Source organism: Microbacterium trichothecenolyticum, assembly GCF_000956465.1.
Lineage (GTDB): Bacteria > Actinomycetota > Actinomycetes > Actinomycetales > Microbacteriaceae > Microbacterium > Microbacterium trichothecenolyticum.
This window is the reverse complement of record NZ_JYJA01000040.1, coordinates 313,862-337,772: the sequence shown is the minus strand read 5'-3', so window position 1 is coordinate 337,772 and position 23,911 is coordinate 313,862. Positions and strand designations below refer to the sequence as shown.

Annotated in this window: 22 protein-coding genes; 13 read left to right on the top strand and 9 right to left on the bottom strand. The window is 70.8% G+C overall.

What is annotated here, in order from left to right; translation table 11 throughout:
• Positions 1-188: 188 nt before the first annotated feature.
• Positions 189-1,415: an amidohydrolase gene (locus tag RS82_RS18665; protein ID WP_045302176.1), complete on the top strand. Its 1,227-nt coding sequence runs from the start codon at positions 189-191 to the stop codon at positions 1,413-1,415.
• 60 nt (positions 1,416-1,475) lie between these two features.
• Here RS82_RS18665 and RS82_RS18660 read toward each other — a convergent pair whose 3' ends face one another.
• From RS82_RS18660 to RS82_RS18650, 3 genes are all read right to left on the bottom strand, one after another.
• Complete coding sequence (locus RS82_RS18660; RefSeq protein ID WP_045302175.1) at positions 1,476-1,934, bottom strand: SRPBCC family protein; 459 nt, start codon at positions 1,932-1,934, stop codon at positions 1,476-1,478.
• Positions 1,935-1,951: 17 nt separating this feature from the next.
• The gene (locus tag RS82_RS18655) at positions 1,952-2,686 is read right to left on the bottom strand and encodes a hemerythrin domain-containing protein (RefSeq protein WP_052676936.1); all 735 of its coding nucleotides are present in this window, start codon (positions 2,684-2,686) and stop codon (positions 1,952-1,954) included.
• Positions 2,687-2,801: 115 nt separating this feature from the next.
• Positions 2,802-3,902 carry a VanZ family protein gene (locus tag RS82_RS18650; protein ID WP_045302173.1) on the bottom strand — a complete coding sequence of 367 codons (1,101 nt, stop codon included), beginning with the start codon at positions 3,900-3,902 and terminating at the stop codon, positions 2,802-2,804.
• A 152-nt stretch (positions 3,903-4,054) separates the two neighbouring features.
• On the opposite strand from RS82_RS18650, the gene RS82_RS18645 reads away from it, so the two are divergent.
• From RS82_RS18645 to sufU, 3 genes are all read left to right on the top strand, one after another.
• A complete protein-coding gene (locus RS82_RS18645) occupies positions 4,055-6,124 on the top strand; it encodes an APC family permease (protein WP_045302302.1) in 2,070 nt (689 codons plus the stop codon).
• 61 nt (positions 6,125-6,185) lie between these two features.
• Positions 6,186-7,487, top strand: coding sequence for a cysteine desulfurase (locus RS82_RS18640; RefSeq protein ID WP_045302171.1), 1,302 nt, complete (start codon positions 6,186-6,188; stop codon positions 7,485-7,487).
• On the top strand, positions 7,484-7,936 hold the full coding sequence (sufU, locus tag RS82_RS18635) for a Fe-S cluster assembly sulfur transfer protein SufU (protein ID WP_045302169.1): 453 nt from the start codon (positions 7,484-7,486) through the stop codon (positions 7,934-7,936). The genes RS82_RS18640 and sufU overlap by 4 nt, the downstream gene beginning before the upstream one ends.
• An 11-nt stretch (positions 7,937-7,947) precedes the next feature.
• Here sufU and RS82_RS18630 read toward each other — a convergent pair whose 3' ends face one another.
• Together RS82_RS18630 and RS82_RS18625 are read right to left on the bottom strand one after the other, a co-directional pair.
• A complete protein-coding gene (locus RS82_RS18630; protein WP_045302167.1) occupies positions 7,948-8,808 on the bottom strand; it encodes a DUF4097 family beta strand repeat-containing protein in 861 nt (286 codons plus the stop codon).
• The gene (locus RS82_RS18625; RefSeq protein WP_045302165.1) at positions 8,808-9,302 is read right to left on the bottom strand and encodes a toxin-antitoxin system HicB family antitoxin; all 495 of its coding nucleotides are present in this window, start codon (positions 9,300-9,302) and stop codon (positions 8,808-8,810) included. The genes RS82_RS18630 and RS82_RS18625 overlap by 1 nt, the downstream gene beginning before the upstream one ends.
• Before the next feature lie 181 nt (positions 9,303-9,483).
• Between RS82_RS18625 and RS82_RS21420 the strand changes: the two genes are divergently transcribed.
• The 7 genes from RS82_RS21420 to RS82_RS18595 all read left to right on the top strand — a co-directional run bounded on the left by RS82_RS21420 (position 9,484) and on the right by RS82_RS18595 (position 17,566).
• Positions 9,484-9,624 (top strand): hypothetical protein, encoded by a 141-nt coding sequence (locus RS82_RS21420; protein WP_157005676.1) that lies wholly within the window; start codon positions 9,484-9,486, stop codon positions 9,622-9,624.
• Entirely contained in the window at positions 9,621-9,710 is a 90-nt protein-coding gene (locus RS82_RS18620; protein ID WP_045302164.1) for a potassium-transporting ATPase subunit F, read from the top strand. The genes RS82_RS21420 and RS82_RS18620 overlap by 4 nt, the downstream gene beginning before the upstream one ends.
• Positions 9,710-11,392 carry a potassium-transporting ATPase subunit KdpA gene (gene kdpA, locus RS82_RS18615; RefSeq protein ID WP_045302162.1) on the top strand — a complete coding sequence of 561 codons (1,683 nt, stop codon included), beginning with the start codon at positions 9,710-9,712 and terminating at the stop codon, positions 11,390-11,392. Before RS82_RS18620 ends, kdpA begins: the two co-directional genes overlap by 1 nt.
• Before the next feature lies 1 nt (position 11,393).
• A complete protein-coding gene (gene kdpB, locus RS82_RS18610) occupies positions 11,394-13,595 on the top strand; it encodes a potassium-transporting ATPase subunit KdpB (protein WP_045302161.1) in 2,202 nt (733 codons plus the stop codon).
• A 17-nt stretch (positions 13,596-13,612) separates the two neighbouring features.
• A complete protein-coding gene (gene kdpC / locus RS82_RS18605) occupies positions 13,613-14,224 on the top strand; it encodes a potassium-transporting ATPase subunit KdpC (protein ID WP_045302159.1) in 612 nt (203 codons plus the stop codon).
• A gap of 136 nt (positions 14,225-14,360) precedes the next feature.
• Positions 14,361-16,886 (top strand): DUF4118 domain-containing protein, encoded by a 2,526-nt coding sequence (locus tag RS82_RS18600; RefSeq protein ID WP_045302156.1) that lies wholly within the window; start codon positions 14,361-14,363, stop codon positions 16,884-16,886.
• The gene (locus RS82_RS18595; protein WP_045302154.1) at positions 16,883-17,566 is read left to right on the top strand and encodes a response regulator; all 684 of its coding nucleotides are present in this window, start codon (positions 16,883-16,885) and stop codon (positions 17,564-17,566) included. Before RS82_RS18600 ends, RS82_RS18595 begins: the two co-directional genes overlap by 4 nt.
• A gap of 389 nt (positions 17,567-17,955) precedes the next feature.
• Here RS82_RS18595 and RS82_RS18590 read toward each other — a convergent pair whose 3' ends face one another.
• The 4 genes from RS82_RS18590 to RS82_RS18575 form a co-directional block, all read right to left on the bottom strand.
• Positions 17,956-18,858 carry a TerC family protein gene (locus RS82_RS18590; protein ID WP_045302152.1) on the bottom strand — a complete coding sequence of 301 codons (903 nt, stop codon included), beginning with the start codon at positions 18,856-18,858 and terminating at the stop codon, positions 17,956-17,958.
• A gap of 61 nt (positions 18,859-18,919) precedes the next feature.
• Positions 18,920-19,798 (bottom strand): alpha/beta fold hydrolase, encoded by an 879-nt coding sequence (locus RS82_RS18585; RefSeq protein ID WP_045302150.1) that lies wholly within the window; start codon positions 19,796-19,798, stop codon positions 18,920-18,922.
• A gap of 17 nt (positions 19,799-19,815) precedes the next feature.
• Complete coding sequence (locus tag RS82_RS18580) at positions 19,816-20,796, bottom strand: SRPBCC family protein (protein ID WP_045302148.1); 981 nt, start codon at positions 20,794-20,796, stop codon at positions 19,816-19,818.
• 2 nt (positions 20,797-20,798) lie between these two features.
• Positions 20,799-21,194, bottom strand: a complete 396-nt coding sequence (locus RS82_RS18575; protein WP_045302145.1) for an ArsR/SmtB family transcription factor — start codon at positions 21,192-21,194, stop codon at positions 20,799-20,801.
• Between the two features lie 100 nt (positions 21,195-21,294).
• Between RS82_RS18575 and purL the strand changes: the two genes are divergently transcribed.
• A complete protein-coding gene (purL, locus tag RS82_RS18570) occupies positions 21,295-23,628 on the top strand; it encodes a phosphoribosylformylglycinamidine synthase subunit PurL (RefSeq protein ID WP_045302142.1) in 2,334 nt (777 codons plus the stop codon).
• A gap of 104 nt (positions 23,629-23,732) precedes the next feature.
• Positions 23,733-23,870 (top strand): hypothetical protein, encoded by a 138-nt coding sequence (locus RS82_RS21600; RefSeq protein WP_169748726.1) that lies wholly within the window; start codon positions 23,733-23,735, stop codon positions 23,868-23,870.
• The last annotated feature ends 41 nt before the right edge of the window (positions 23,871-23,911 follow it).

Below are 23,911 nucleotides of genomic sequence, written 5' to 3'. Positions count from 1 at the left end.
GAATGCCTCCGCGCTCCGCAGTCACTTCCGGCGCGTCCACCCCGCCCGCACCCGCACAACGTGACTGCGCAGCACAGAACGTCTTCGCTTCCGCAGTCGCTTCGTGCGGTCGCGGCGGGGTGAGAGGTCGCCGAGACGGACTGCGGAGCGGGAGGGGCGCGGCGGCGTGGCCGCGTAGGCTCGACCGCATGACCCTCGACCTCGAAGCGATCTACGTCGATCTGCACCGGCATCCGGAACTGTCCTTCCAGGAGACCCGCACGGCGGGGGTGATCGCGCAGCATCTGACCGCGCTCGGCGTCGAGTTCGAGGAGGGGATCGGCAAGACCGGCGTCACCGGCGTGATCCGCAACGGTGAAGGCCCTGTCGTGTGGCTGCGCGCCGACATGGACGCCCTGCCCGTGCCCGAGCAGACGGGCCTCGAGTACGCCAGCACGGCGCGCGGCACCGACCCGGCGGGCAACGACGTGCCCGTCATGCACGCGTGCGGTCACGACATGCACGTGACGGCGCTGCTCGGCGCCCTCGAGCGCCTGGTCGCCACGAAGGGCGAGTGGTCGGGCACGGTCGTCGCCGTCTTCCAGCCCGCCGAAGAGTACGGCGCCGGTTCGCAGGCCATGATCGCCGACGGCGTGCTCGAGAAGTTCCCGAAGCCCGACATCGTGCTCGGCCAGCACGTCACGCCGCTGCCCGCCGGCACCATCGGCGTGCGCAGCGGCACGCAGATGGCGGCATCCGACGGCATCACCGTCACCCTGCTGGGCCGCGGCGGCCACGGCTCGCGCCCGCAGGCGACCATCGACCCGATCGTCATGGCCGCGGCCACGGTGATGCGCCTGCAGACGATCGTCTCGCGCGAGGTCGACCCCCGCGACGTCGCGGTCGTGACGGTCGGGTCGATCCACGCCGGCTTGAAGAACAACATCATCCCCGCCGAGGCGAAGCTCGAGCTGAGCCTGCGCTACCCCGACGACGTGGCCCGCGCGCGCGTGCTCGAGAAGGTCGAGCGCATCGTGCGCGCCGAGGCGCAGGCTTCGGGCGCCGAGGAGCCGCCGGTCATCGTCACCGACCACACGCTCCCCCCGACCATCAACGACGCCGAGTCCACCGCCCGCCTCAGCGCGGCGTTCGACGCCGCGTTCGGCGAGGGCACCGTGATCGACCCGGGCATGTTCACCGGCAGCGAGGACGTCTCGTGGTTCGCCCGTGAGGCCGGCGTGCCGCTCGTCTTCTGGTTCTGGGGCGGGGTCGACCCGGCGAAGTTCGCCGAAGCCACCGCCGCCGGCACGGTCGAGCGCGACATCCCGACCAACCACTCGCCCTTCTTCGCCCCGGTGCTCCAGCCCACGCTGAGCCGCGGCGTCGACGCGCTCGTGGTCGCCGCGCGCGAGTTCCTCGGGACGCCGACGGCGTAGGCGGTGGAAGGATGCTGCGGGCCGCGGCATCCGTTCCTTCCGGCGTCGTCGCGGAGCGGGTCAGGCGGGTTCGGCGACGGCTCCCGCGCGGGCGTCTTCGGCATCGAGCAGTCGCTGGAGGCCGCGGAAGTCGCGCATGAGGATGCGCGACAGGACGAACGTCGGAAGCAGGGCGACCAGTCGCAGCCACCCCGCGACGTCGCCCCCGTAGTCGGCGTGCACGCGCGTGCCCACGTCCTCGGCGGAGCAGGCGTACTCGACGCGCGAGTTCCACGGCGACGTGGAGTGCCACACGACCCGCTCGTTCGGTTCGACGACCTCGAGCACGTCTTCGAACCGGACACGGAACGGGCCGATGATGTGGTCGACCGCGCTCCAGCGGCTGCCTGCACTCGGCGGCCCGGCTCCGACGCGCTGCCGGAGTTCGACCGCCGGCGCCCAGTCGTGCCAGGTGCCGGGGTCCGCGAGGTACGGGAACACGCGAGCGGGCGGGTGGTCGAGATGCACGTCCAGCGTCACGCGTCTCCACATGGCCGTCACACCATCGCGGGAACCGGGCGGTCCGGGTAGAGCTCCCGCATCGCCCTGTCGTACTGCCGCTTCATCAGCAGGAGGTACAGCAGCCGGATCGGCGCGGGGACGTTCGCGCGCATCCACTCGTCCCGCTCTCCCTCGGGCACGCTGGCCACCAGCAGTCCGAGCTGGAGGGACAGGATGTCCTTGCCGAGCTCCTTGCGGTGCGCCATGAGCTCCGCGCGCGTGTGCTCCTCCATCCAGTCCCACTCCTGCTGGGAGAGCACGGCGCCGGCCACCGGCATGATGTCGTGCTCCTCCTGCCCGAGATGCGCGGTGAGTGTGTCGCGGAGGTGCTCGATGTCGCGGGCGAACGCATCACGCAGCGCGGCATCCGCCGTCCGGAGCCACGGCTCGAGCTGCGGCTCGATCCGGGCGAGCTGGGAGGCGACCTCGGCGTGCTGCGCGCGCATCTGGCCGACGTGCAGCGCGCACCCCGGATCACGTGAGACCAGCTTGTCCCACAGGGCGACATCCTCGGTCTCGTGGTGCATGTGCAGCGCGTAGAAGTCCAGGTGGGCGTACCGGCCCACGATCGCCGCGCGGTCGATGTCGCCCGGTGGCACGCCGCGCACGAGCTCCGGCAGCTCGCGATACAGCCAGCGGAAGATCCTGTGCACCAGGATCAGGCCCGACGTGTCGCACCCGGGTTCCTGCCCCTCCGGCATGGCTCCGGAGGAGGGCAGCTTGGCAGCCATATCGCACCCCCGATCCCCGCAGCTCGTCGACTCCGACGACCCCAGGCGGTGATCAGCGGGATTCTACTCCCGGGCTGCGCGTGGTCCCAGGGCCTGCGCGGCCGCGGCCCCGGTTTCAGAGGCCGGGAGCCGTCGCGGAACCGGGGGGCGCAGCATCCGGTTCCTCCAGCTCCCGCGCGTCGGTGAGGCGCTGACCCGACGCGAGACCGGGGAGGCCGCGATGCCCGTCGGTCGTGAAGACCAGCAGGATCGACACCGCCGCGAACACCGAGGCCACGAACGTCCACGCGCCCGGCAGCGCGTTCAGCACGAGGTAGCCGCCGATGCCGGCGGCGAAGCGCAGGAAGCGCGCGAGCCCGACCGGGAGCGGCCCGCCGGTGAAGCGCACCTGCACGGCGTGGTCGCCGATCGTGCCGCCGGTCGCGAGCGTCGCGACGAGCCACACGACGATCGACACCCCGGAGCCGATGAGGCTCGCCGCGGATCCCTCGCGCACGGCCGCGTCCGCACCGAGGAGGTAGAGCACGAGCTGCACCGCGACGATCACCGTCAGGCTGAGCACCCAGGCGGCGAGCCCGTCGCACAGCATGCCGAGGAGGCGTCGGCCGCGCGTGACCGGCTGCGGCCGGTCCGCGTCGGGCAGGCGGGGTGAGCCGCGGTAGCGGCGCGGCACGGCGAGCGCGAGCAGCGAGCCGAGCACCGCGCCCAGGGTGTTCGTGAGCAGGTCGTCCACGTCGAACACGCGGTAGGCGCAGGGGTAGAGGCCCCAGACGCCGGTGAGCTGGGTGACCTCGACGAAGACCGACAGCCCGACGCCGACGACGAGGGCCGTGATCGCGCCGCGCCCGCCCAGCACGCGGAGGAAGAACCCGAGCGGCACGAAGAGCAGGACGTTGAGCAGCAGCTGCAGCACGGCGGGATCCGTCGCGAAGCCGCTGCCTCGACGCACGATGGCCCCGCGCAGGTCGGCGGCGATCGCCGTCACGTCGACGTTCACGCCCGCGCACGCGATCGTGTCGGGGTCCGGCAGGGGCAGGAGCGTGTAGGTCCAGATCGCCATCACGTAGACCAGGGCGGCGCCCCAGAGCACGAACCGGCCGACGCCGAATCCGCCCCGGCGGCGGTAGCTGAGCGCGACGAACGGGACGAAGAGCAGCACCCCCACGACCACCCCGAGGGTGACCGCGAGCACACCGAGGATGATCTGCTCGTCCACGCTACGAGTGTCCCAGAGAGGCACCCGTATGGATTTCGTGAGGATGGACGTCTGGATGCATCCTCACGTTCTCCTCACGAGTAGCCTTACGGGCCGTGACGAACGAAAGCCGCGAGCAGTCGGTCGATGAGACGCCGATCGCCAAGCGCCTCATCCTCGGGGACCCGCTCGCGTCCACAGACTCCGACGAGCACCTGCTCCCGAAGAAGATGGCGTTGCCCATCTTCGCGTCCGACGCGCTCTCGTCCGTCGCGTACGCCCCGCAGGAACTCCTCCTCATCCTCCTCACCGGCGGCCTCGCGTTCCTCGCGTTCGCCCCCTGGATCGCCGCCGCGGTCATCGTGCTGCTGATCGTCGTCGTGATCAGCTACCGGCAGTTGATCAAGGCGTACCCCTCCGGCGGTGGCGACTACGAAGTGGCACGCAAGAACCTCGGCGAGGTGCCGGGCGTGATCGTGGCATCGGCGCTGCTCGTCGACTACGTCCTCACGGTCGCGGTGTCGGTCGCATCAGGGGTCGACAACATCATCTCCGCGCTCCCGGGCCTCAATCCCTGGCGCGTCGAGCTGGCGGTGGGCTTCGTCATCCTGATCATCATCGTGAACCTGCGCGGCGTGCGCGAAGCGTCGCGGGCGTTCGCGATCCCGACCTACGTCTTCATCGGCTCGGTCGGGCTCATGATCCTCGTCGGGCTCTTCCAGATCGTCACCGGCAATCCACCTGTGGCGTCGAGCGCCCAGTACGAGGTGCAGACCGAGAGCCTCACGCAGGCCGCGGTCATCCTGCTCGTGCTGCGCGCGTTCTCGAGCGGCTGCTCGGCCCTCACCGGCGTCGAGGCCGTGTCGAACGGGGTGCAGGCGTTCCGCAAGCCCAAGGTGCGCAACGCCCAGACCACGCTCGCGATGATGGGCGGCATCGCGATCCTGCTCTTCGCCGGGCTCACCGCGATCGCGCTCGTCTCGGGCGTGCACTACGCCGAGAACCCCTGCGACCTGATCGGCTTCGACTGCTCCAACCCGCAGCCGAGCCTCATGGCGCAGGTCTCGTCGGCCGTCTTCGGAATGAACTCCATCCCGTTCTTCGTCATCCAGGCGGCGACCGCAGTCGTGCTGCTCCTCGCCGCGAACACCGCGTTCAACGGCTTCCCTCTGCTCGGGTCGGTGCTCGCGCGCGACGGCTATGCGCCCAAGGCGCTCAACACGCGCGGCGACCGCCTCGTGTACTCGAACGGCATGATCATCCTGGGTCTGGTCGCGATCGGCGTACTGGTCGTCTACCAGGCCAATCTCACGAACCTGATCCAGCTCTACATCATCGGCGTGTTCGTCTCGTTCACGATCGGCCAGATCGGCATGATCCGGCATTGGATGCGGGGGATCCGCGGCATCCGCGAACTCCCGGCCGATGAGCGCCGCGCTGCTTCGGCGCGCACGGAGCTCTTCGGCCTGCGCAAGGGTCTCGTGATCAATTCGCTCGGCGCCACGATGACCGCGTCCGTGCTCGTCATCGTGACCATCACGAAGTTCACCCACGGCGCCTGGCTCGTGTTCCTCGCTATCCCGATCCTGTCGTTCCTCATGGTCGGCGTGCACCGCTACTACCGCGACGTCGAGCACGAGATCGAGATGGACGACCAGACGCACTTCGGGTCCACGGGCGATGTCGCTCTCATCCTCGTCAACCGGCTGCAGAAGCCCGTCGTGAAGGCGGTCGACTACGCGCTGGCCGCGAAGCACGACAAGACCTTCGCGGTGCACGTCTCGGTCACGAAGGAGGATGCCGCGGCGCTGGAGGAGGAGTGGCGCCAGCACCGCATGCCGATCCCACTCAAGATCATCGAATCGCCGTACCGCATGTACGCGAGCCCGATCGCCGACTTCGTCAAGAAGTACCGCGAGGAGCACGGCTCCTCGGTGGTCACCGTCTACCTGCCGCAGTACATCGTCGGCCATTGGTGGGAGTCGATCCTGCACAACCGCCGCGCCCGCCGGATCGCGCAGCAGCTCATGCTCGTGCACGGCGTGTCGATCACGCTCGTGCCCTGGCTCCTGGACTCGTCCGAGCTGATCTACGGCCGCCGCTCGCGTGCGCTGCCGGGCGACGACCGCGCCGGACGCGCCACGGCGCCGCAGGTGCACCGCGTCGGGCGCCGGGCGGTGCGCCCGGCCGGACCGCCCGAGAAGGCGGACGCCTCCGAGCCCCCGGTCACGACCAAGCCCTGACGATCGGCGCCCGAACGGGCGCCTCCGCGCCGGGTCGCGGCATCCCGCGTAGCCTTGAAGGGTGAGTTCTCCCGCATCCGTCTCGTCTCCGACGGCGCCACTTGACGCCGACGCGCTCCGCGCGGACTTCCCGCTCCTCGGCGAGCGCGTGAACGGCGAACGCCTCGTCTACCTCGACTCGGGCGCGACCAGCCAGAAGCCGCAGGCGGTCATCGACGCCGAGGTCGACTTCCTCACGCGGTCGAACTCCGCTGTCCACCGCGGTGCGCACACCCTCGCGGCGGAGGCCACCGAGCTCTTCGAGGACGCCCGCACGACGGTCGCGGCCTTCGTCGGCGCACGCCCCGAGCAGCTGGTGTGGACGAGCGGCGCGACCGCCGGCCTCAACCTCGTCGCGTACGCGATCGGCAACGCGAGCGTCGGACGCGGAGCCCCCGCCAGCGCGCGCTTCGCGCTGAAGCCCGGTGACGAGATCGTCATCACCGAGACCGAGCACCACGCGAACCTCATCCCCTGGCAGGAGCTGGCCGCCCGCACCGGCGCGGTGCTCCGCCACATCCCCGTCCGTGATGACGGGACCCTGGACACGGATGCCGCCGCCACCGTCATCGGCGAACGCACGCGGATCGTCGCGTTCACGCACGTGTCGAACGTGCTGGGCATCGTGAACCCGGTCGCCGAGCTCGTCGCCCTCGCACAGGCCGTCGGTGCGGTGACCGTACTGGACGCCTGCCAGTCCGCGCCGCACCTGCCGCTCGACTTCCCCGCTCTCGACGTCGACTTCGCGGTCTTCTCGGGCCACAAGATGCTGGGGCCGTACGGCGTCGGCGGCCTCTACGGCCGCGCCGAGGTGCTCGAGGCCCTGCCGCCGTTCCTCACCGGCGGGTCGATGATCACCACCGTCACCCTCGACGAGGCGTCGTACCTGCCGCCGCCCCAGCGCTTCGAGGCCGGCACCCAGCCGGTGTCGCAGGCGATCGGGCTCGCGGCCGCGGTGCGCTATCTCGACGCCGTGGGCATGCCCGCGGTGCACGCGCACGAGAAGGCCCTCGAAGCGCGCATGGGTGAAGGCCTGCGCTCGATCCCCGGCATCCGGCTGCTCGGCGACGCGGCGGGCGCCGAGCGCGTGGGGCTCTGGTCGTTCGACGTCGACGGCGTGCACGCGCACGACGTGGGTCAGTTCCTCGACGCCCGCGGGGTGGCGGTGCGCGTCGGGCACCACTGCGCGCAGCCGCTGCACCGCCGCTTCGGACTCACCGCCTCGGTACGGGCGTCGTCGGCGCTCTACAACACGGCTGACGACGTCGACGTGTTCCTGGACGCCCTGTCGGGCGTGAGGGCGTTCTTCGGAGCCGGCGCATGAGCGGCCTCGAATCGCTCTATCAGGAGCTCATCCTCGACCATTCCAAGCGCCCGCACGGCAAGGGCCTCGGCGCCGAGGAGGGCCGGGTCGCCACGTCGTATCAGCGCAACCCGATCTGCGGCGACGAGATCACCCTCCGCGTGCGCCTGTCGGACGACGGCACGACCGTCGACGAGGTCACGTGGGACGGCGCCGGCTGCTCCATCTCGCAGGCTTCGGCGTCCATGCTCGCCGCGCTGATCGAGGAGGAGGAACGGATGCCGCGGGCCGAGGCATCCGCTCTCGTCGAAGGCTTCCGCGAAGCGCTGCGCTCGCGCGGCGAGATCCCGCTGGACGAAGAGGTGTTCGGCGACGCCGCGGCCCTCTCGGGCGTCTCGAAGTTCACCGCGCGCGTGAAGTGCGCGATGCTCGCGTGGGTCGCCTTCGAGGACGCGACCGCCCGCGCCTGACCTCGGCGCCCCTAGTCGCCGCCGGCGACGGGATGGGTGCGGTGCACGGTGATGTCCCCGTACCCGGCACGGGCGTAGAGCTCGACCGACGCCTCGCCCTCGACCGGACCCGCAACCGCGGAGAGCTCGTTGCGCACCACGCCGTGCTGGCTCGACGCGTCGAGCCACGCCGCCGTGCCCGAGCGGATGCCGAGGTCCACGGCGCCGTACGACGCCTCGATCCGCGCGGTGCCGCCGTTGAGGTCGCCGATGCGCACCGGGCCGTAGGCAGACCGCACCGTGAGCGCGGGGCCCGGGTCGCCCAGGTGCACGACGCCGCTCGACGTCGCGATGTCGGCCACGCCCGAGACCGAGCCGACATCGATGCCGGCGTCCGATCCTTTGAGCCTCAGCGCCCCGTCGACGATGCCGATGCGGGCACGGCCGGATTTGATGTCCACGTCCGCGTCGCCGCGCACGTGCTCGACGCGGAGCTCCCCGTGCCCGAGGCCCAGGTCGGCGCGGCCGGTGCGCTCGAGGGTCGCGTCACCGTAATCCAGCGCGATCCGCGCGGTGCCGACCGCCCCGGCGACGCGGATCGAGCCGTACTTGAGCGCGAGCGAGACGTCCGAACCGGTCGGGATGCGCACGGACACGTCGACGGAGTCGCCCGAGCCGAACAGGTTGAACCGCACCGGGCCGACGATGCGGAGGTCGGACCCCGCCTGCGTCACGCGCACCGCCTCGGCTGCGCTGCGGTCGCCCGCGCGGTGCGGGTTGGCCGGCGCGACGTCGACGGCGAGGTCGCGACGGCGTTCTGCGACGACGTCGATGCGGCCCATCTGCAGCTCGATGCGCACGGCCGCCGGGCCTGACACGGGGAACGTCGGCATCAGCGCACCCAGCCGGTGTAGGCCGAGCTCGAACCGCGAGCCGCCGGGGGTGCAGGCTCGACGGCCGCCGCGACGGCCCGCACCAGCCACGTGTTGAGCGAGAGCCCCTCGGCGGTCGCAGCCGCCTCTGCGCGTGCCTTCAGCGAGTCGGGCAGGCGCAGGGTGGTGCGCGCGGTGGCGTCATCGGGATCATCGGATGCCGCGGCCGCGAACAGGACGGGACCGCTCGAGCCGGCGGCTGCCTCTGTCGTGGGCTCGGGCTGAGGCCGTGCGACGACGAAGTCGACTTCTCGCCCGCGCAGGCGCAGGTCGACGGACCCCGGCGCGAGCTCGCGCGTGATCTCGCCCGCCGCCTCGGACAGCGCCTCGAGGATCGCGAGCCGCACCGCGGGCTCGAGCGCTGCCGCGAGGCGCGCCGCGACCTCCGAGGCGTCGGGGCCGGCTGCCGCGGCAAGCTGACGCTGGAGCTCGTCGACGTGCGTGCTGATCTGCATGACGTCAGAGTGACATCACCGTGGTGTCATGTCAACGCCGCGTCAGGGACCCGTGAGTGTCGCCTCGAACGACGTTCGGATTCCGTGAGGACGACCGCCACGGCATCCGCCCGGGAGTTGCATCGAATCCGGCCCGCCGCACCGCGGAGCACCGCTGCAACTGCACCCACCGGGAGACCCTGTGCTCGATGTCATCTACCTCGCACTGACGCTGGCGCTGTTCGCGCTCGTCGGACTCGTCGCCAAGGCGGTGGAGAAGCTCGGCCCACGCGCCCGAGGCTCCGCCCGGCGCGAAGCGACGAGCGGGGAGGCGTGGGGATGATCGTCTTCTCGCTCGTCGGCGCGGCCCTCGGCCTCGCCGCAATCGTCTACCTCGTCGTCGCCCTCGTGAAGCCGGAGAAGTTCTGATGGACGCGGCCACCGTGTGGACCGGCGTCCTCCAGATCGCGACGGTCGTCCTGATCCTCGCGCTCCTCTACCGACCGCTCGGCGACTGGATCGCCCGCGTCTACACCGCCAGCAAGGACTGGCGCGTCGAGCGCGGCATGTACCGCCTCGTCGGGGTCGACCCTCGGTCGGAGCAGACGTGGCAGGCGTACCTGCGCGGCGTGCTCGCCTTCTCCGCCGTCGGCGTGCTCCTCGTCTACGCGCTGCAGCGCTTCCAGGCCGTGCTGCCCTATTCGCTGGGCCTGCCCGCCGTACCGGAGGGCCTCGCGTTCAACACCGCGGTGTCGTTCGTGACCAACACGAACTGGCAGTCGTACTCCCCCGAGCTGACCATGGGCTACACCGTGCAGCTGGCCGGGCTGGCGGTGCAGAACTTCGTGTCTGCGGCCGTGGGAATCGCCGTCGCCGTCACGCTCGTGCGCGGTTTCGCGCGGCGCGGGTCCGCGACGATCGGCAACTTCTGGGTCGACCTCACCCGCGGTGTCACGCGCCTGCTGCTGCCGCTCGCCGTCGTGTCGGCAATCGCGCTCGTGATCGCGGGCGTGGTGCAGAACGTCAACGGGTTCGTCGACGTCGGCACGGTCGCGGGCGGCACACAGTCGATCCCGGGCGGGCCGGTCGCCTCGCAGGAGGCCATCAAGCTCCTCGGCACGAACGGCGGCGGCTTCTTCAACGCCAACTCCGCGCACCCGTTCGAGAACCCGACGCCGTGGTCGAACGTGCTCGAGATCCTGCTGATCCTCGCCATCCCGGTGGCGCTCCCGCGGGCGTTCGGCCGCATGGTGCACGACGACCGCCAGGGCTACGCGATCCTCGCCGTCATGAGCACGATCGCCATCGTGTCGATCGCGGCGGTGACGTGGCTGGAGTCGCTGGCCCTCGGCACCGCGCCGCATCTCGCCGGCGCCGCGATGGAGGGCAAGGAGGTGCGGTACGGCATCTGGGGCTCGACGCTCTTCACCGGTGCGACCACCCTCACCTCGACCGGCGCCGTGAACTCGATGCACGACTCGTACACCGCACTCGGCGGCATGATCCCGATGAGCAACATGATGCTCGGCGAGGTCGCCCCGGGCGGCGTCGGGTCGGGCCTCTACGGCATGCTCGTGCTCGCCGTCATCGCGGTGTTCGTCGGCGGGCTGCTCGTCGGCCGCACGCCCGAGTACCTCGGCAAGAAGATCGGGCCCACCCAGATCAAGCTCGCGAGCCTGTACATCCTCGTGACCCCCGCGCTCGTGCTCGCGGGCACGGCGCTGAGCTTCGGCATCCCGGCGATCCGCGCCGACATGGAGTCGACCTCGATCTGGAACCCCGGCGTCCACGGTCTCGGCGAGGTGCTCTACGCGTTCACCTCGGCGGCGAACAACAACGGCTCGGCGTTCGCGGGGCTCACCGCGAACACGCCGTGGCTCAACACGGCGCTGGGCGTCGCGATGCTGCTCGGCCGGTTCCTGCCCATCGTGCTGGTGCTCGCCCTGGCCGGCTCGCTCGCCGCCCAGGCGCCGGTGCCCTCGACGGCCGGCACCCTGCCCACGCACCGCCCGCAGTTCGTCGGCCTCCTCGCCGTCGTCGCGGTCGTCATCACCGCACTCACGTACTTCCCCGTTCTCACGCTGGGTCCCCTGGCGGAAGGGCTCGTCTGACATGTCCACCGACGTTTCGTCTCGCTCCGCTCGCTCGACCGGGGAGGTCGAGCCGACCTCACGCCCCGTCGCGGGCACGGTCGCTCCCAAGTCGCCCAAGCCCTCTTCCCGCGCGTTCAGCGCCGCCCAGCTGTGGGCGGCCGTGCCCGGGGCCGTGCGCAAGCTGAACCCGGCCGCGCTGTGGCGCAACCCCGTCATGTTCCTGGTGTGGGTGGGCGCCGCCCTCACCACGGCGATCGCGATCGCCGAGCCATTCCTCGGCGGCCCCGAGCAGTCCGGCGGCACGCCGGTGCCCTTCGGCTTCACATGGAGCATCGCCGTGTGGCTGTGGCTCACCGTGCTCTTCGCGAACCTCGCGGAGTCGGTGGCGGAAGGCCGCGGCAAGGCTCAGGCCGCGTCGCTGCGCAAGACGCGGACGTCGACCACGGCGCGTCGCGTCACCGCGTACGACGGGAACACGGATCCCGCGGCCGAGCGCTCCGACGCGATCGAGGTCCCCTCGTCCGACCTGGCGCTCGGTGACGTCGTCATCGTGTCGGCCGGCGAGCTGATCCCCGGCGACGGCGACATCGTCGCGGGCATCGCGACCGTCGACGAGTCGGCGATCACGGGCGAGTCCGCGCCGGTCGTGCGCGAGTCGGGCGGAGACCGCTCAGCCGTCACCGGCGGCACCCGCGTGCTGTCGGACCGCATCGTCGTGCGCATCACGTCGAAGCCCGGCGAGACGTTCGTCGATCGCATGATCGCGCTCGTCGAGGGCGCCGCGCGCCAGAAGACGCCCAACGAGATCGCGCTGAACATCCTGCTCGCGAGCCTGTCGATCGTCTTCGTGATCGTCGTGCTGACGCTCAACCCGATCGCGTCGTACGCCGCGTCGCCCGTGAGCATCCCGGTGCTGATCGCTCTGCTGGTCTGCCTCATCCCGACCACCATCGGGGCTCTGCTCTCGGCGATCGGGATCGCCGGCATGGACCGCCTCGTGCAGCGCAATGTGCTCGCTATGTCGGGCCGCGCCGTCGAGGCCGCGGGCGACGTCACGACGCTGCTCCTCGACAAGACGGGCACGATCACGTACGGCAACCGCCGCGCCTCGGACTTCGTCGCGATGCCGGGCGTCCGCGAGGACGAGCTGGCACAGGCGGCCGCGCTCTCGTCGCTTGCGGATCCCACCCCCGAGGGCGTCTCAGTGGTCGAGCTCGCCGCGGTGCGCGGCATCCGCGTCAGCGAGCCTGCCGGCTCCACCGTCGTCCCCTTCACCGCCCAGACCCGCATGAGCGGCCTCGACCTCGCGGACGGCACGCAGGTGCGCAAGGGCGCCGGGTCTGCCGTGATCGCGTGGCTCGCAGCATCCGCATCCGACGTCCCGACCGCTGCGCGCGCCCAGCTGACGAGCGAGACGGATGCCATCGCGCAGTCGGGCGGCACGCCGCTCGTCGTCGCCACTCGCGACGCGGCCGGCGAGGGCCGGGTGCTCGGGGTCATCCACCTCAAGGACATCGTCAAGGACGGCCTGCGCGAGCGGTTCGACGAGCTGCGGTCGATGGGCATCCGCACGGTCATGATCACGGGCGACAACCCGCTGACGGCGGCCGCCATCGCGAAGGAGGCGGGCGTCGACGACTACCTCGCCGAAGCGACCCCCGAGGACAAGCTCGCGCTGATCCGCAAGGAGCAGCAGGGCGGCAACCTCGTCGCGATGACCGGCGACGGCACCAACGACGCACCCGCGCTCGCGCAGGCCGACGTCGGCGTCGCGATGAACACCGGAACGTCGGCCGCTAAGGAGGCCGGCAACATGGTCGACCTCGATTCCGACCCGACGAAGCTCATCGACATCGTCCGCATCGGCAAGCAGCTGCTCATCACGCGCGGCGCGCTGACCACCTTCTCGCTGGCCAACGACATCGCGAAGTACTTCGCGATCATCCCCGCGATGTTCATGGGGGTCTTTCCCGGCCTCGCGGCGCTCAACGTCATGCACCTGTCGTCGCCCGCGTCGGCGGTGACGAGCGCGATCATCTTCAACGCGATCATCATCGTGATCCTCATCCCCCTGGCGCTGCGCGGAGTGAAGTACCGCCCCGCGAGCGCGTCACAGATCCTCAGCCGCAACCTGCTCGTCTACGGGCTGGGCGGCGTGATCGCCCCCTTCGTCGGCATCAAGCTCATCGACCTCGTCGTGAGCCTCATCCCGGGCTTCTGAGTCCGGCAAGGAGAACCATGTCCAGCACTCGCACCACCCTCCGCACGACCGGCGTCGCCGTCCGCGCGATGCTCGTGTTCACCCTCGTCCTGGGCGTCGGCTACACCCTGCTCGTGACCGGCATCGGCCAGCTCGCCCTGCCATGGCAGGCGAACGGCTCGCTCGTGAAGAACGCCACGGGCGACACCGTGGGGTCCTCCCTCATCGGACAGTCCTTCGCGGATGCCTCGGGCGCCGCACTCGCGCGGTACTTCCAGTCGCGTCCCTCCGCTGCCGGCGACGGGTACGACGGCGGTGCATCGAGCGGTTCCAACCTCGGCCCGGAGAACCCCGAGCTGGTCTCGGTCATCCAACAGCGCAAGGCCGCGATCGCCGAGCTCGAGGGCGTGCATCCGTCGCAGGTGCCCGCCGACGCGGTGACCGCGTCGGGCTCGGGCCTGGACCCCGACATCAGCCCCGCGTACGCGCTGCTCCAGGTCCCCCGGGTCGCGGCGGCCCGCGGGCTCTCGGAGTCCGAGGTGCGCAGCGTGGTCGAGGCGCACATCCAGCAGCGCGACCTCGGGTACCTCGGCGAGCCGCGGGTGAACGTCGTCGAGCTCAACCTCGCCCTCGACGCGCTGGGTTCGTGACCGTGCCCGGAGCTGCAGCATCCGTTCCCCCTCCCGCGTCTGGGGCGCGATGTGTCCGTCGGGGCGGAGAAGTCGCGCCCCAACGGACAGGATCCGCCCCAAACCAAGGGCAGCCAGGAAGAAATAGGGTGAGCACGTGAAGCGCGGCAAGCTGCGGGTGCTGCTCGGCGCGGCGCCCGGCGTCGGCAAGACGTACGAGATGCTCGAGGAGGGCCGCCGCCTCGCCGAGGACGGGCGCGATGTCGTGATCGCGGTCGTCGAGACGCACGGGCGCGCCGCCACCGCCGCGCTCATGGACGGACTGCCCCTCGTGCCCCGCACGCTCGTGTCGCACCGCGGCGTCGAACTCAGCGACATGGACCTCGAGGGAGTCCTCGAGCGCAGCCCCGAGATCGCCCTCGTCGATGAACTCGCGCACACCAATGCGCCGGGCCTTCGGCATCCCAAGCGGTGGCAGGACGTCGCCGACCTCCTCGACGCGGGCATCGACGTGATCACGACCGTCAACGTGCAGCACATCGAGTCGCTCGGCGGGGTCGTCGAGCAGATCACCGGCGTCGCTCAGCGCGAGACGGTTCCCGATGCCGTGGTGCGAGCCGCCGACCAGGTCGAGGTCGTCGATCTGTCGCCCCAGTCGCTGCGGGATCGTCTTTCGGCGGGACTCGTCTACCCTGCCGAGCGGATCGACGCGGCGCTGTCGAACTACTTCCGGCTCGGCAACCTCACGGCACTGCGCGAACTCGCGCTGCTGTGGCTGGCCGACGAGGTCGACAGCGCCCTCAAGTCCTACCGCGCAGAGCACGGCATCGAGGGTGCGTGGCAGGCGCGCGAACGCGTGGTCATCGCCCTCACCGGCGGCTCCGAGGGCGAGACGCTGCTGCGCCGCGGCGCGCGGATCGCGGCCCGCTCCGCAGGGGGCGAGCTGCTCGCGGTGCACGTGTCGAGTCAGGACGGCCTGCGCTCGGGCGACCCCGGCGCCCTCGCCGCGCAGCGGGCGCTCGTCGAGTCGCTCGGCGGCACCTACCACCAGGTCGTCGGCGACGACATCCCGCGCGCCCTGGTCGAGTTCGCCCGCTCGGTGAATGCGACGCAGCTCGTGATCGGCGTGAGCCGGCGTGGTCGCCTCGCGACGCTCGTCACCGGCCCCGGCATCGGAGCGACGGTGATCCGCGAGTCGGGCGACATCGACGTGCACATCGTGACGCACGATGCGGCGGGCGACCGGTTCCCCCTGCCGCGCGTGACCGGCGGTGCCCTGAGCGTCCGCCGCCGCCTGCTCGGTTTCGCGCTGGCGCTGATCGGCGGGCCGCTGCTCACGTGGCTGCTGGTGTCGCTGCGCAGTGAGGACACGATCACGAGCGACGTGCTCGCGTACCAGCTGCTCGTGGTCCTGGTCTCGCTCGTCGGCGGCATCTGGCCCGCGGTCTTCGCCGCGGTGATGTCGGGCTTCACCCTGAACTACTTCTTCGTGGCGCCCTACTACACGGTGTCGGTCGCCGATCCGCGGAACGTATGGGCGCTCATCCTCTACGTCGTGATCGCCGTGCTGGTCAGCTTCATCGTCGATCGCGCCGCGCGCGCCGCGCGATCCGCCCGGCGCGCCGAGGCCGAGGCCGAGCTCCTCGCGAACGTCGCGGGCAGCGTTCTGCGCGGGGAGTCCGCGGTGCCCGCACTGATCAGCCGCACGCGAGAATCGCTCGGGCTGGCCGGCGTGCGGCTGGTCGATGCCGACGGCTCCGTCGTCGCGACCGACGGCGAGCCCGTGCGCGACGGCCGGTACGAGGCCGTGACGGTCGCGCGCCGAAACGGGGGTCCGCCCGCGATGCTCGAGCTGCACGGCCACGTGCTCGACGCGTCCGAGCGCCGGCTCATCGACGCCGTCGCCGCCCAGCTCTCGGCGGCCCTCGAGCACACCGACCTCACCGCGACGGCACGGCAGGCCGGAGCTCTCGCCGAGACGGACCAGGTGCGCAGCGCGCTGCTGTCGGCCGTGAGCCACGACCTGCGCCGCCCGCTCGCCGCCGCGGTCGCGGCCGTCGGCGGGCTCCGCGCCGCGGGCCCTCACCTGTCGCGCGAGGACCGGGCGGAGCTCCTCGCGACGGCCGACGAGTCGCTGGCGACCCTGTCGGCGCTCGTCACCGACCTGCTCGACGTCAGCCGCGTGCAGGCGGGCGTGCTCGCGGTGTCGCTGCAGTCCATCGACACCGCCGGTGTCGTGCTGGCCGCGCTCGACGAGCTCGGCGCCGGCCCCGACCGGTTCGAGCTCGCGCTCGACCCCGACCTGCCGCACGTCGAAGCCGACCCGGTGCTGCTGCAGCGGGTGCTGGTCAACGTGCTCGCGAACGCCGCGCGCCACAGCCCGGCCGGATCGCACGTGCGCGTCGCGACGAGCCGGCTCGGGCGCACCGCCGAGATCCGGGTGGTGGACCACGGCACAGGGGTGTCGCCGGAGCGCCGCGACGACATGTTCGTGCCGTTCCAGCGGCTCGGCGACACCGACAACACCGCCGGACTCGGGCTCGGACTCGCCCTGTCGAAGGGGTTCACCGAGGGCATGGGCGGTACGCTCGCCCCCGAGGACACCCCTGGAGGAGGCCTGACGATGGTCATCGCGCTGCCGGTCGCGGACGCGATCCCCGCCGACGAGAGGTCGCTGCCGTGAAGGTCCTGATCGCCGACGACGATCCGCAGCTCGTCCGCGCGCTGCGGATCACGCTCGCCGCCCACGGCTACGAGGTCCTCGCCGCCCCCGATGGGGCCGCGGCGATCGCCCTCGCCGCCAAGGAGCATCCGGACATCGTGATGGTGGACCTCGGGATGCCGCGCCTCGACGGCGTGCAGGTGATCGAGGCGCTGCGGGGCTGGAGCACGGCCCCGATCATCGTGGTCTCGGGGCGCACCGGCTCCGCCGACAAGGTCGAGTCGCTGGACGCGGGCGCCGACGACTACGTCACCAAGCCGTTCCAGATCGACGAGCTGCTCGCGCGGCTGCGGGCGCTGTCGCGACGCATGACCGCAGCATCCGGTGTCCCCGTCGTCACCTTCGGGGACGTCGTGGTGGATCTGTCCACCAAGACGGTGACGCGCTCCGGCGAGCGCGTCCACCTCACGCCCACGGAGTGGAAGATCCTCGAGTTCCTGGCCCGCAATCCCGGGTCGCTCGTGACACGGCAGGCGCTGCTCAAGGACATCTGGGGCACCGAGCAGGTGGCCGACACCGGCTACCTACGGCTGTACATGTCGCAGCTGCGCAAGAAGCTCGAGTCCGATCCGGGCAACCCCGCGCACCTGCTGACGGAGTCCGGCATGGGCTATCGCCTCCTCGCCGACGCCGCCGCCTGAGTCCCCGGGCTGCGCCGTCGCCGCCGCGCAACCGCTGCTGTTTCCTACGACTGCTGCGTCGCACGACACCGCGGTTGCGGGAAAGTGCAGCAGTTGCGGCTCCTCCCCAGTCCGGCGCGACGAACGTGGACCCACCGATCGGACAACCTGCGGCTCGCCGGCGTCGTCGCGCCGCCACCGTAGAGGGATGTGGATCCACGAGCCGCCGCTCCGGACGGTGTTCCGCCGGCGCGAGAACGACGGTGAACCGGTCAACGACCGACGGCTCCGCGCACGGATCGCCGACGGCGAGATCATCCGTGTGGCGGGCGACGCAGCGGTTGCAGGAAAGTGCAGCACTTGCGCGACGACGCGTCGCCGCGGTGCGCCTGGATGGCGGGGGTCGGCGGTCAGCCGAGGCCCTGGCGCTCCTCGGCCGCGCCAGGCACCGCGTCGCCCGTCACGGGCTTCGACGACAGGCCCACAGACCCCGACCCCGGGTCCTTCGACAGCGCGGCGGCGACGGCGACCGACTCGTCGACGTCGGGGTACTGGGGGCGCAGCTGCACGGGAGTGCGGCGGCGCTGCTCGCGCTTCGCCTTCGCGGCGGCGGCCCAGAGGTTGAGCGCCTCCACGAAGATCGCGAACGCCATCGGGCCGTAGATGAACGCCTTGTCGATGTGGAACCCGAAGCCCTCGGCGATGAGGAACACACCGATCAGCAGGAGGAACGACAGCGCCAGCATCTTCACCGTGGGGTGCTTGTTGACGAACGCGAAGATGAAGCGCGACGCGAAGAGCATGATGCCGAACGACAGCACCACGACGGTGATGATCACGAGGAGGTTGGTCGTCATGCCGACCGCGGTGATCACCGAGTCGAGTGAGAACACCAGGTCGAGCACCAGGATCTGTGCGATCACCGAGCCGAAGGTCACGGCCTTGCGGCCGCCGCCGCCGTGCTCCTCCTCGGAGCCCTCGAGCTTGTGGTGAATCTCGGTCACCGCCTTGTAGACGAGGAACAGTCCACCGGCGATGAGGATGATGTCCTTCCACGAGAAGCCCATCTCGCCGATGAAGAACACCTCCTCCTTGAGCGTGATGATCCAACCGGCGAACAGCACGAGCACGACGCGCATCAGCATCGCCAGCGTCAGGCCGAGATTGCGGGCCTTGGCCTGCTGCTCCTTGGGGAGCTTGGACGCGAGGATCGAGATGAAGATGACGTTGTCGACGCCGAGGACGACCTCGAGGACGAACAGCGTCAGGAACACGGCGATCAGATCGGGCGTGAAAGCGAAGGAGAAGTCCACGCCGCCATCGTATGCGGCGGCGGTGAACGGCCCGCGGCGACCCCTCGGCGCGCAGCGGTCGTCAGCCGAGCACCTCCCGGAGGCGAGCGGCGAAGCCCGCCGGGTCGCCGGGAAACCCCGGCTGGTCGGTGAAGCCGGCGTGGTGGCTCGGGAAGTCGGCGACCGGCAGATCGAGCACCGCGGCGACTCCGCGCGCGCCGCGCGCCGGCAGCGTGTCGGCGGACTCCACACCCGCCGCGATCACGAGCCGGTCGCCCAGCGCCCTCAGCCGGTCCGCGTCGACGCGGTAGACGATGGTGGCCGGCATGTTCCGCAGCAGCGGGTTCGTGCGGGTGCCGTCGTCCTCAGCCGACATGCCGAACATCGCAGGGTCCGGCGCGGGCTGGTCGAGATAGCCGTCGGGCACCGGGCCGTCGAGCATGACGAACGGGATGAAGGTCGCCATGGCGGCGCCGTCTCCGCGCTCGGCGTAGGTGCGCTTCATGTGGGCGACCACCGCGAGCACCGCCTCCCGGTCAGGAAGCACGTCCGCGAGCGGCGGCTCGTGCACGACGGCGATGCGCACGTCCTCGGGGTGCGCCGTGACCAGCGCGAGCAGGTTCACCGCCCCGCCGCTGGTGCCGAACGCATCGACGGGGCCGCAGTCCAGCGCCGCGATCACGCGGTGCAGATCCGCCGCGTGCTGCTCGACCGTGATGTCGGCCGTGCCCACCGGGTTGCGCCCGGCGCCGCGCGGGTCGTAGGTCACCACGGGGCGATCCGCGAACTGCTCGGCGAGCAGCGCCAATCCGCCGGCGTCCATCGGCGCGGCGAAGAGGAACAGCGCCGGCCGGTCGGCCGTGGCCGCTGTCAGGTCCCCATGGACGTCGTACGTGATCGCGTCGTCGCCCGCCCCCACGACGTGCGTGGTGATCGTGCGCTCGGCGGTGTTCTCGTTCATCTCGTGATCCTCCGCGCTCACACTCCGGCGAGCACGCCCTCGAGGCGGCCGTAGCTGGCCTCCATGCCGTCGGTCATCCCGGTGGCGAGGACGATGTCGCGCGTCTCCTTGTCGGGGTATTCGATGAGCAGCGTGATGAGGGTGGCGCCGTCCTCCTCGTAGAGGTTGAGGTCGTTGAGCGTCGAGGGGAACTCGGTTCCGGTCATGTGCTCGGTGGTGACCGCGCGGTGCGGCGCCTCGGTGAGCAGCGTCTCGCCGTCGAAGCCGAAGGTCTCGCCTTCGGTCCCTTCGAGCGGCTCCCACTGATAGCGGTACTTCCCGCCCACGGATCCGTCGATCTCGCACACCGACATGCGCCAGCCGTCGGGTCCGAGCAGCCACTGCTGCACGAGTTCGGGCTCCTCGTGCGCGCGCCACACGAGGTCGATCGGGCCCTCGATGAGCCGCGTGATGCGCACGTGGGTGTCGTCGAGGATCTCGGTCTGCGTGCCCTTGCCCGCCGCGTAGGCACGGAGCCCGTCGAGCACGCGGTCGAGCTGGTTGATCGCCATCGTCGCGCCCTCGACGGCGCCCATCGCGACGACCTTCTCGAGCGCCTCGGCGGAGTCGAAGTACGTGGTGTTGACCAGGCGCGAGCCCGTCGAGGTCTGGTCGAAGGCGAACACCATGCGCGAGGTCGGCATCTCGGCCAGCGGCGTGCCGTCGGCATCGGCGAACGAGTCGAGAGCGGTGAACGTGCGCGGGCCGTCGATCTCGAGGAACTCCCACACCCCGTGGAACTCCTCGCCCTTCGGGCTCGTCATGTGATACCGGGCGCGGCCCCCGGCCGTCAGGTCGAACTCGGTGAAGGTGGCGGGGTAGCCCGGAGGGCCCCAGAACCGCTCGAGCTGCCGGGGATCGGTGAAGGCCTCCCACAGCCGCTCGACCGGAGCGGCGAAGTCGGCCGTGAGCGTCAGGGTGAGCGCTTCGGGGTCGGTGGTGACGTCGGTGACGGGCATCGTCATTCTCCTTCGTTCCTGCGGTGATCGTTCTTCGGTTCTTCGGTGGGGCCGGACGCACCGGCGGGTTCGGCGAGCAGCGCATCGAGCCGGTCGATGCGTGCGCGCCACAGGTCCTCGTAGCGGGCGAGCAGGGCGCGAGCGCGGGCGATCATCTCGGGGTCCGCACGGACGAGGCGCTCGCGGCCATCGGCGCGCTTGACGATGAGGCCGGCGGCCTCGAGCACGGTGACGTGCTTCTGCACCGCCGCGAACGACATGTCGTACTCGCGAGCGAGAGCCGATACGGAGTGTTCGCCCGAGAGCGTCCGACGCAGGATGTCGCGCCGGGTCGCCGCTGCCAGTGCGTGGAACACGCGGTCGATCTCGTCATCGCTGAGCTCAATTCCTACAACCATTTGGTTGTAGGTTAGCCTTGGCTGCAGCATCCGTCAACCCGTCGCGTGCCGAACTAGACTGTTCAGGTCCGGCATCCCCGAATTTCTGGAGCTGAGCCGCGTGACCACCCCCTCTTCGACCTCTGTCGCCGACACCGTCGAGAACGCCACCGCCACGCCCGAGAAGGAGCAGCCGTACGCGGCGCTCGGTCTCAAGCCCGACGAGTACGACAGGATCCGTGAGATCCTCGGCCGCCGCCCCACTTCGGGCGAGCTGGCGATGTACTCGGTCATGTGGTCCGAGCACTGCTCCTACAAGTCCTCGAAGATCTACCTCCGCAAGTTCGGCGAGAAGGTCTCCGACGAGATGAAGGAACGGCTCATGGTCGGCATGGGCCAGAACGCCGGCGTCGTCGACATCGGCGAGGGCTGGGCGGTCACCTTCAAGGTCGAGTCGCACAACCACCCCAGCTACATCGAGCCGTTCCAGGGCGCCGCGACCGGCGTCGGCGGCATCGTGCGCGACATCATCTCGATGGGCGCGCGCCCCGTGGCCGTCATGGACCAGCTGCGCTTCGGCGCCATCGACAACCCCGACACCGCGCGCGTGGTGCACGGCGTCGTCTCGGGCATCAGCTTCTACGGCAACTGCCTCGGCCTGCCGAACATCGGCGGCGAGACCGTGTTCGACGCCGTCTACCAGGGCAACCCGCTCGTCAACGCCCTCGCGGTGGGCGTGCTCCGCCACGAGGACCTCAAGCTCGCCAACGCGACCGGCGCGGGCAACAAGGTCGTGCTCTTCGGCGCCCGCACCGGCGGCGACGGCATCGGCGGTGCGTCGATCCTCGCCTCCGACACCTTCGCCGACGGCGGCCCCACCAAGCGCCCCGCGGTGCAGGTGGGCGACCCGTTCGCCGAGAAGGTGCTCATCGAGTGCTGCCTGGAGCTGTACCGCGACGAGCTCGTCGAGGCCATCCAGGACCTCGGCGCCGCGGGCATCTCGTGCGCCACGAGCGAGCTCGCCGCGAACGGCGGCTCGGGCATGCGCGTCGACCTCGAGAAGGTGCTGCTGCGCGACCCCACGCTCACGCCGGAGGAGATCCTCATGAGCGAGAGCCAGGAGCGCATGATGGCGATCGTCGCGCCCGAGAAGCTCGACGCGTTCCTCGAGGTCGTCGGCAAGTGGGACGTCGAGACGTCGGTGCTCGGCGAGGTGACCGGCGACGGCCGCCTCCAGATCTTCTGGCACGGCGAGCAGATCGTCGATGTCGACCCCTCGACCGTCGCGGTCGACGGCCCGGTCTACGAGCGCCCCGTGGCCTACCCCACGTGGATCGACGCGCTGCGCGAGGACTCGGCATCCGCCCTCCCGCGTCCGACCGACGCCGAGACGCTGCGCGAGCAGTTCACGAAGCTCGTCGCGAGCCCGAACCTCGCCGACACGTCGTGGATCACCAACCAGTACGACTACTACGTCATGGGCAACACCGCGCTGTCGTTCCCCGACGACGCCGGCATGATCCGCGTCGACGAGCACTCCGGTCTCGGCTTCGCGATCGCCACCGACTGCAACGGCCGCTATTGCCAGCTCGACCCGTACCAGGGCGCGAAGCTGGCGCTGGCCGAGGCGTACCGCAATGTCGCCGTGAGCGGTGCCGAGCCGACCGCCGTCACCGACTGCCTCAACTTCGGCTCGCCCGAGAATCCCGAGGTCATGTGGCAGTTCTCACAGGCCGTCGATGGTCTGTCGGACGGATGCCTCGAACTCGGCGTGCCCGTCACCGGCGGCAACGTCTCGTTCTACAACCAGACCGGCGATCAGCCGATCTTCCCGACGCCCGTCGTCGGCGTGCTGGGAATCATCGACGACGTCGCGCGCCGCATCCCGTCGGGCTGGCAGGACGCGGGCGAGAACATCTACCTGCTCGGCGTGACCTCGACCGAGCTGTCGGGCTCGCAGTGGGCCGGCACGATCCACGACCACCTCGGCGGACGCCCACCGGCGGTGGACCTCGCCCAGGAGAAGAAGCTCGCCGAGCTCATCCACGCCGGCTCGCAGCAGTCGCTCATCTCGTCGGCGCACGACCTCTCGTCGGGCGGCCTGGCACAGGCCCTCGCCGAGGCGACCATGCGCTTCGGCGTCGGCGCGCGCGTGTGGCTGAACGAGATCATGGAGCGCGACGGAGTGGATGCTGCCACCGCCCTGTTCTCGGAGTCCACGGGTCGCGTGATCGTCTCGGTCCCCCGCGAGGACGACGTGAAGTTCCGCGGTCTGTGCGAGGGCCGGGGCTACCCCGTGCTGCGCATCGGCGTGACCGACGCGGCCGCGGACGGCGACGAGCCCGCGCTCGAGGTGCAGGGTCTGTTCACCGTCCCGCTCGCGGAGCTGCGCGACCTCTCGACCGCGACGCTGCCCGACGCCTTCGGCCCGATCATCACCGAGCACACCGCCTGACGTCCTGAGCCACCCAGGTGTGGGGCGCATTCTCTCCGTTGGGGCGCAGAATCTCCGCCCCAACGGACAAAGAGCGCCCCAGACCCACAAGTAGGATGGGTCGCATGGCGGCGGAAGACGACGAGTACAGCGGTTTCAGCGACACCCGGCAGCGGCGCGTCAAGATCATCGCGTGGGTGACGATCGTCGCCCTGATCCTCGTCGGCGGCGGGGCCACCGTCTTCGCCCTCCTCTTCGGCTGAAGTCGCGGCGGGTGGCCGAGGTGTCAGCAGACTCCCGGCGA

What these genes read in the sequence shown, in the direction of transcription:
- RS82_RS18665 (WP_045302176.1), top strand. Translation starts at nt 189, where the DNA reads ATGACCCTCGACCTCGAAGCGATCTACGTCGATCTGCACCGGCATCCG.
- RS82_RS18655 (WP_052676936.1), bottom strand. Translation starts at nt 2,686, where the DNA reads ATGGCTGCCAAGCTGCCCTCCTCCGGAGCCATGCCGGAGGGGCAGGAA.
- sufU (WP_045302169.1), top strand. Translation starts at nt 7,484, where the DNA reads ATGAGCGGCCTCGAATCGCTCTATCAGGAGCTCATCCTCGACCATTCC.
- RS82_RS18630 (WP_045302167.1), bottom strand. Translation starts at nt 8,808, where the DNA reads ATGCCGACGTTCCCCGTGTCAGGCCCGGCGGCCGTGCGCATCGAGCTG.
- RS82_RS18625 (WP_045302165.1), bottom strand. Translation starts at nt 9,302, where the DNA reads ATGCAGATCAGCACGCACGTCGACGAGCTCCAGCGTCAGCTTGCCGCG.
- RS82_RS18620 (WP_045302164.1), top strand. Translation starts at nt 9,621, where the DNA reads ATGATCGTCTTCTCGCTCGTCGGCGCGGCCCTCGGCCTCGCCGCAATC.
- kdpA (WP_045302162.1), top strand. Translation starts at nt 9,710, where the DNA reads ATGGACGCGGCCACCGTGTGGACCGGCGTCCTCCAGATCGCGACGGTC.
- kdpB (WP_045302161.1), top strand. Translation starts at nt 11,394, where the DNA reads ATGTCCACCGACGTTTCGTCTCGCTCCGCTCGCTCGACCGGGGAGGTC.
- kdpC (WP_045302159.1), top strand. Translation starts at nt 13,613, where the DNA reads ATGTCCAGCACTCGCACCACCCTCCGCACGACCGGCGTCGCCGTCCGC.
- RS82_RS18585 (WP_045302150.1), bottom strand. Translation starts at nt 19,798, where the DNA reads ATGAACGAGAACACCGCCGAGCGCACGATCACCACGCACGTCGTGGGG.
- RS82_RS18580 (WP_045302148.1), bottom strand. Translation starts at nt 20,796, where the DNA reads ATGCCCGTCACCGACGTCACCACCGACCCCGAAGCGCTCACCCTGACG.
- RS82_RS18575 (WP_045302145.1), bottom strand. Translation starts at nt 21,194, where the DNA reads ATGGTTGTAGGAATTGAGCTCAGCGATGACGAGATCGACCGCGTGTTC.
- RS82_RS21600 (WP_169748726.1), top strand. Translation starts at nt 23,733, where the DNA reads ATGGCGGCGGAAGACGACGAGTACAGCGGTTTCAGCGACACCCGGCAG.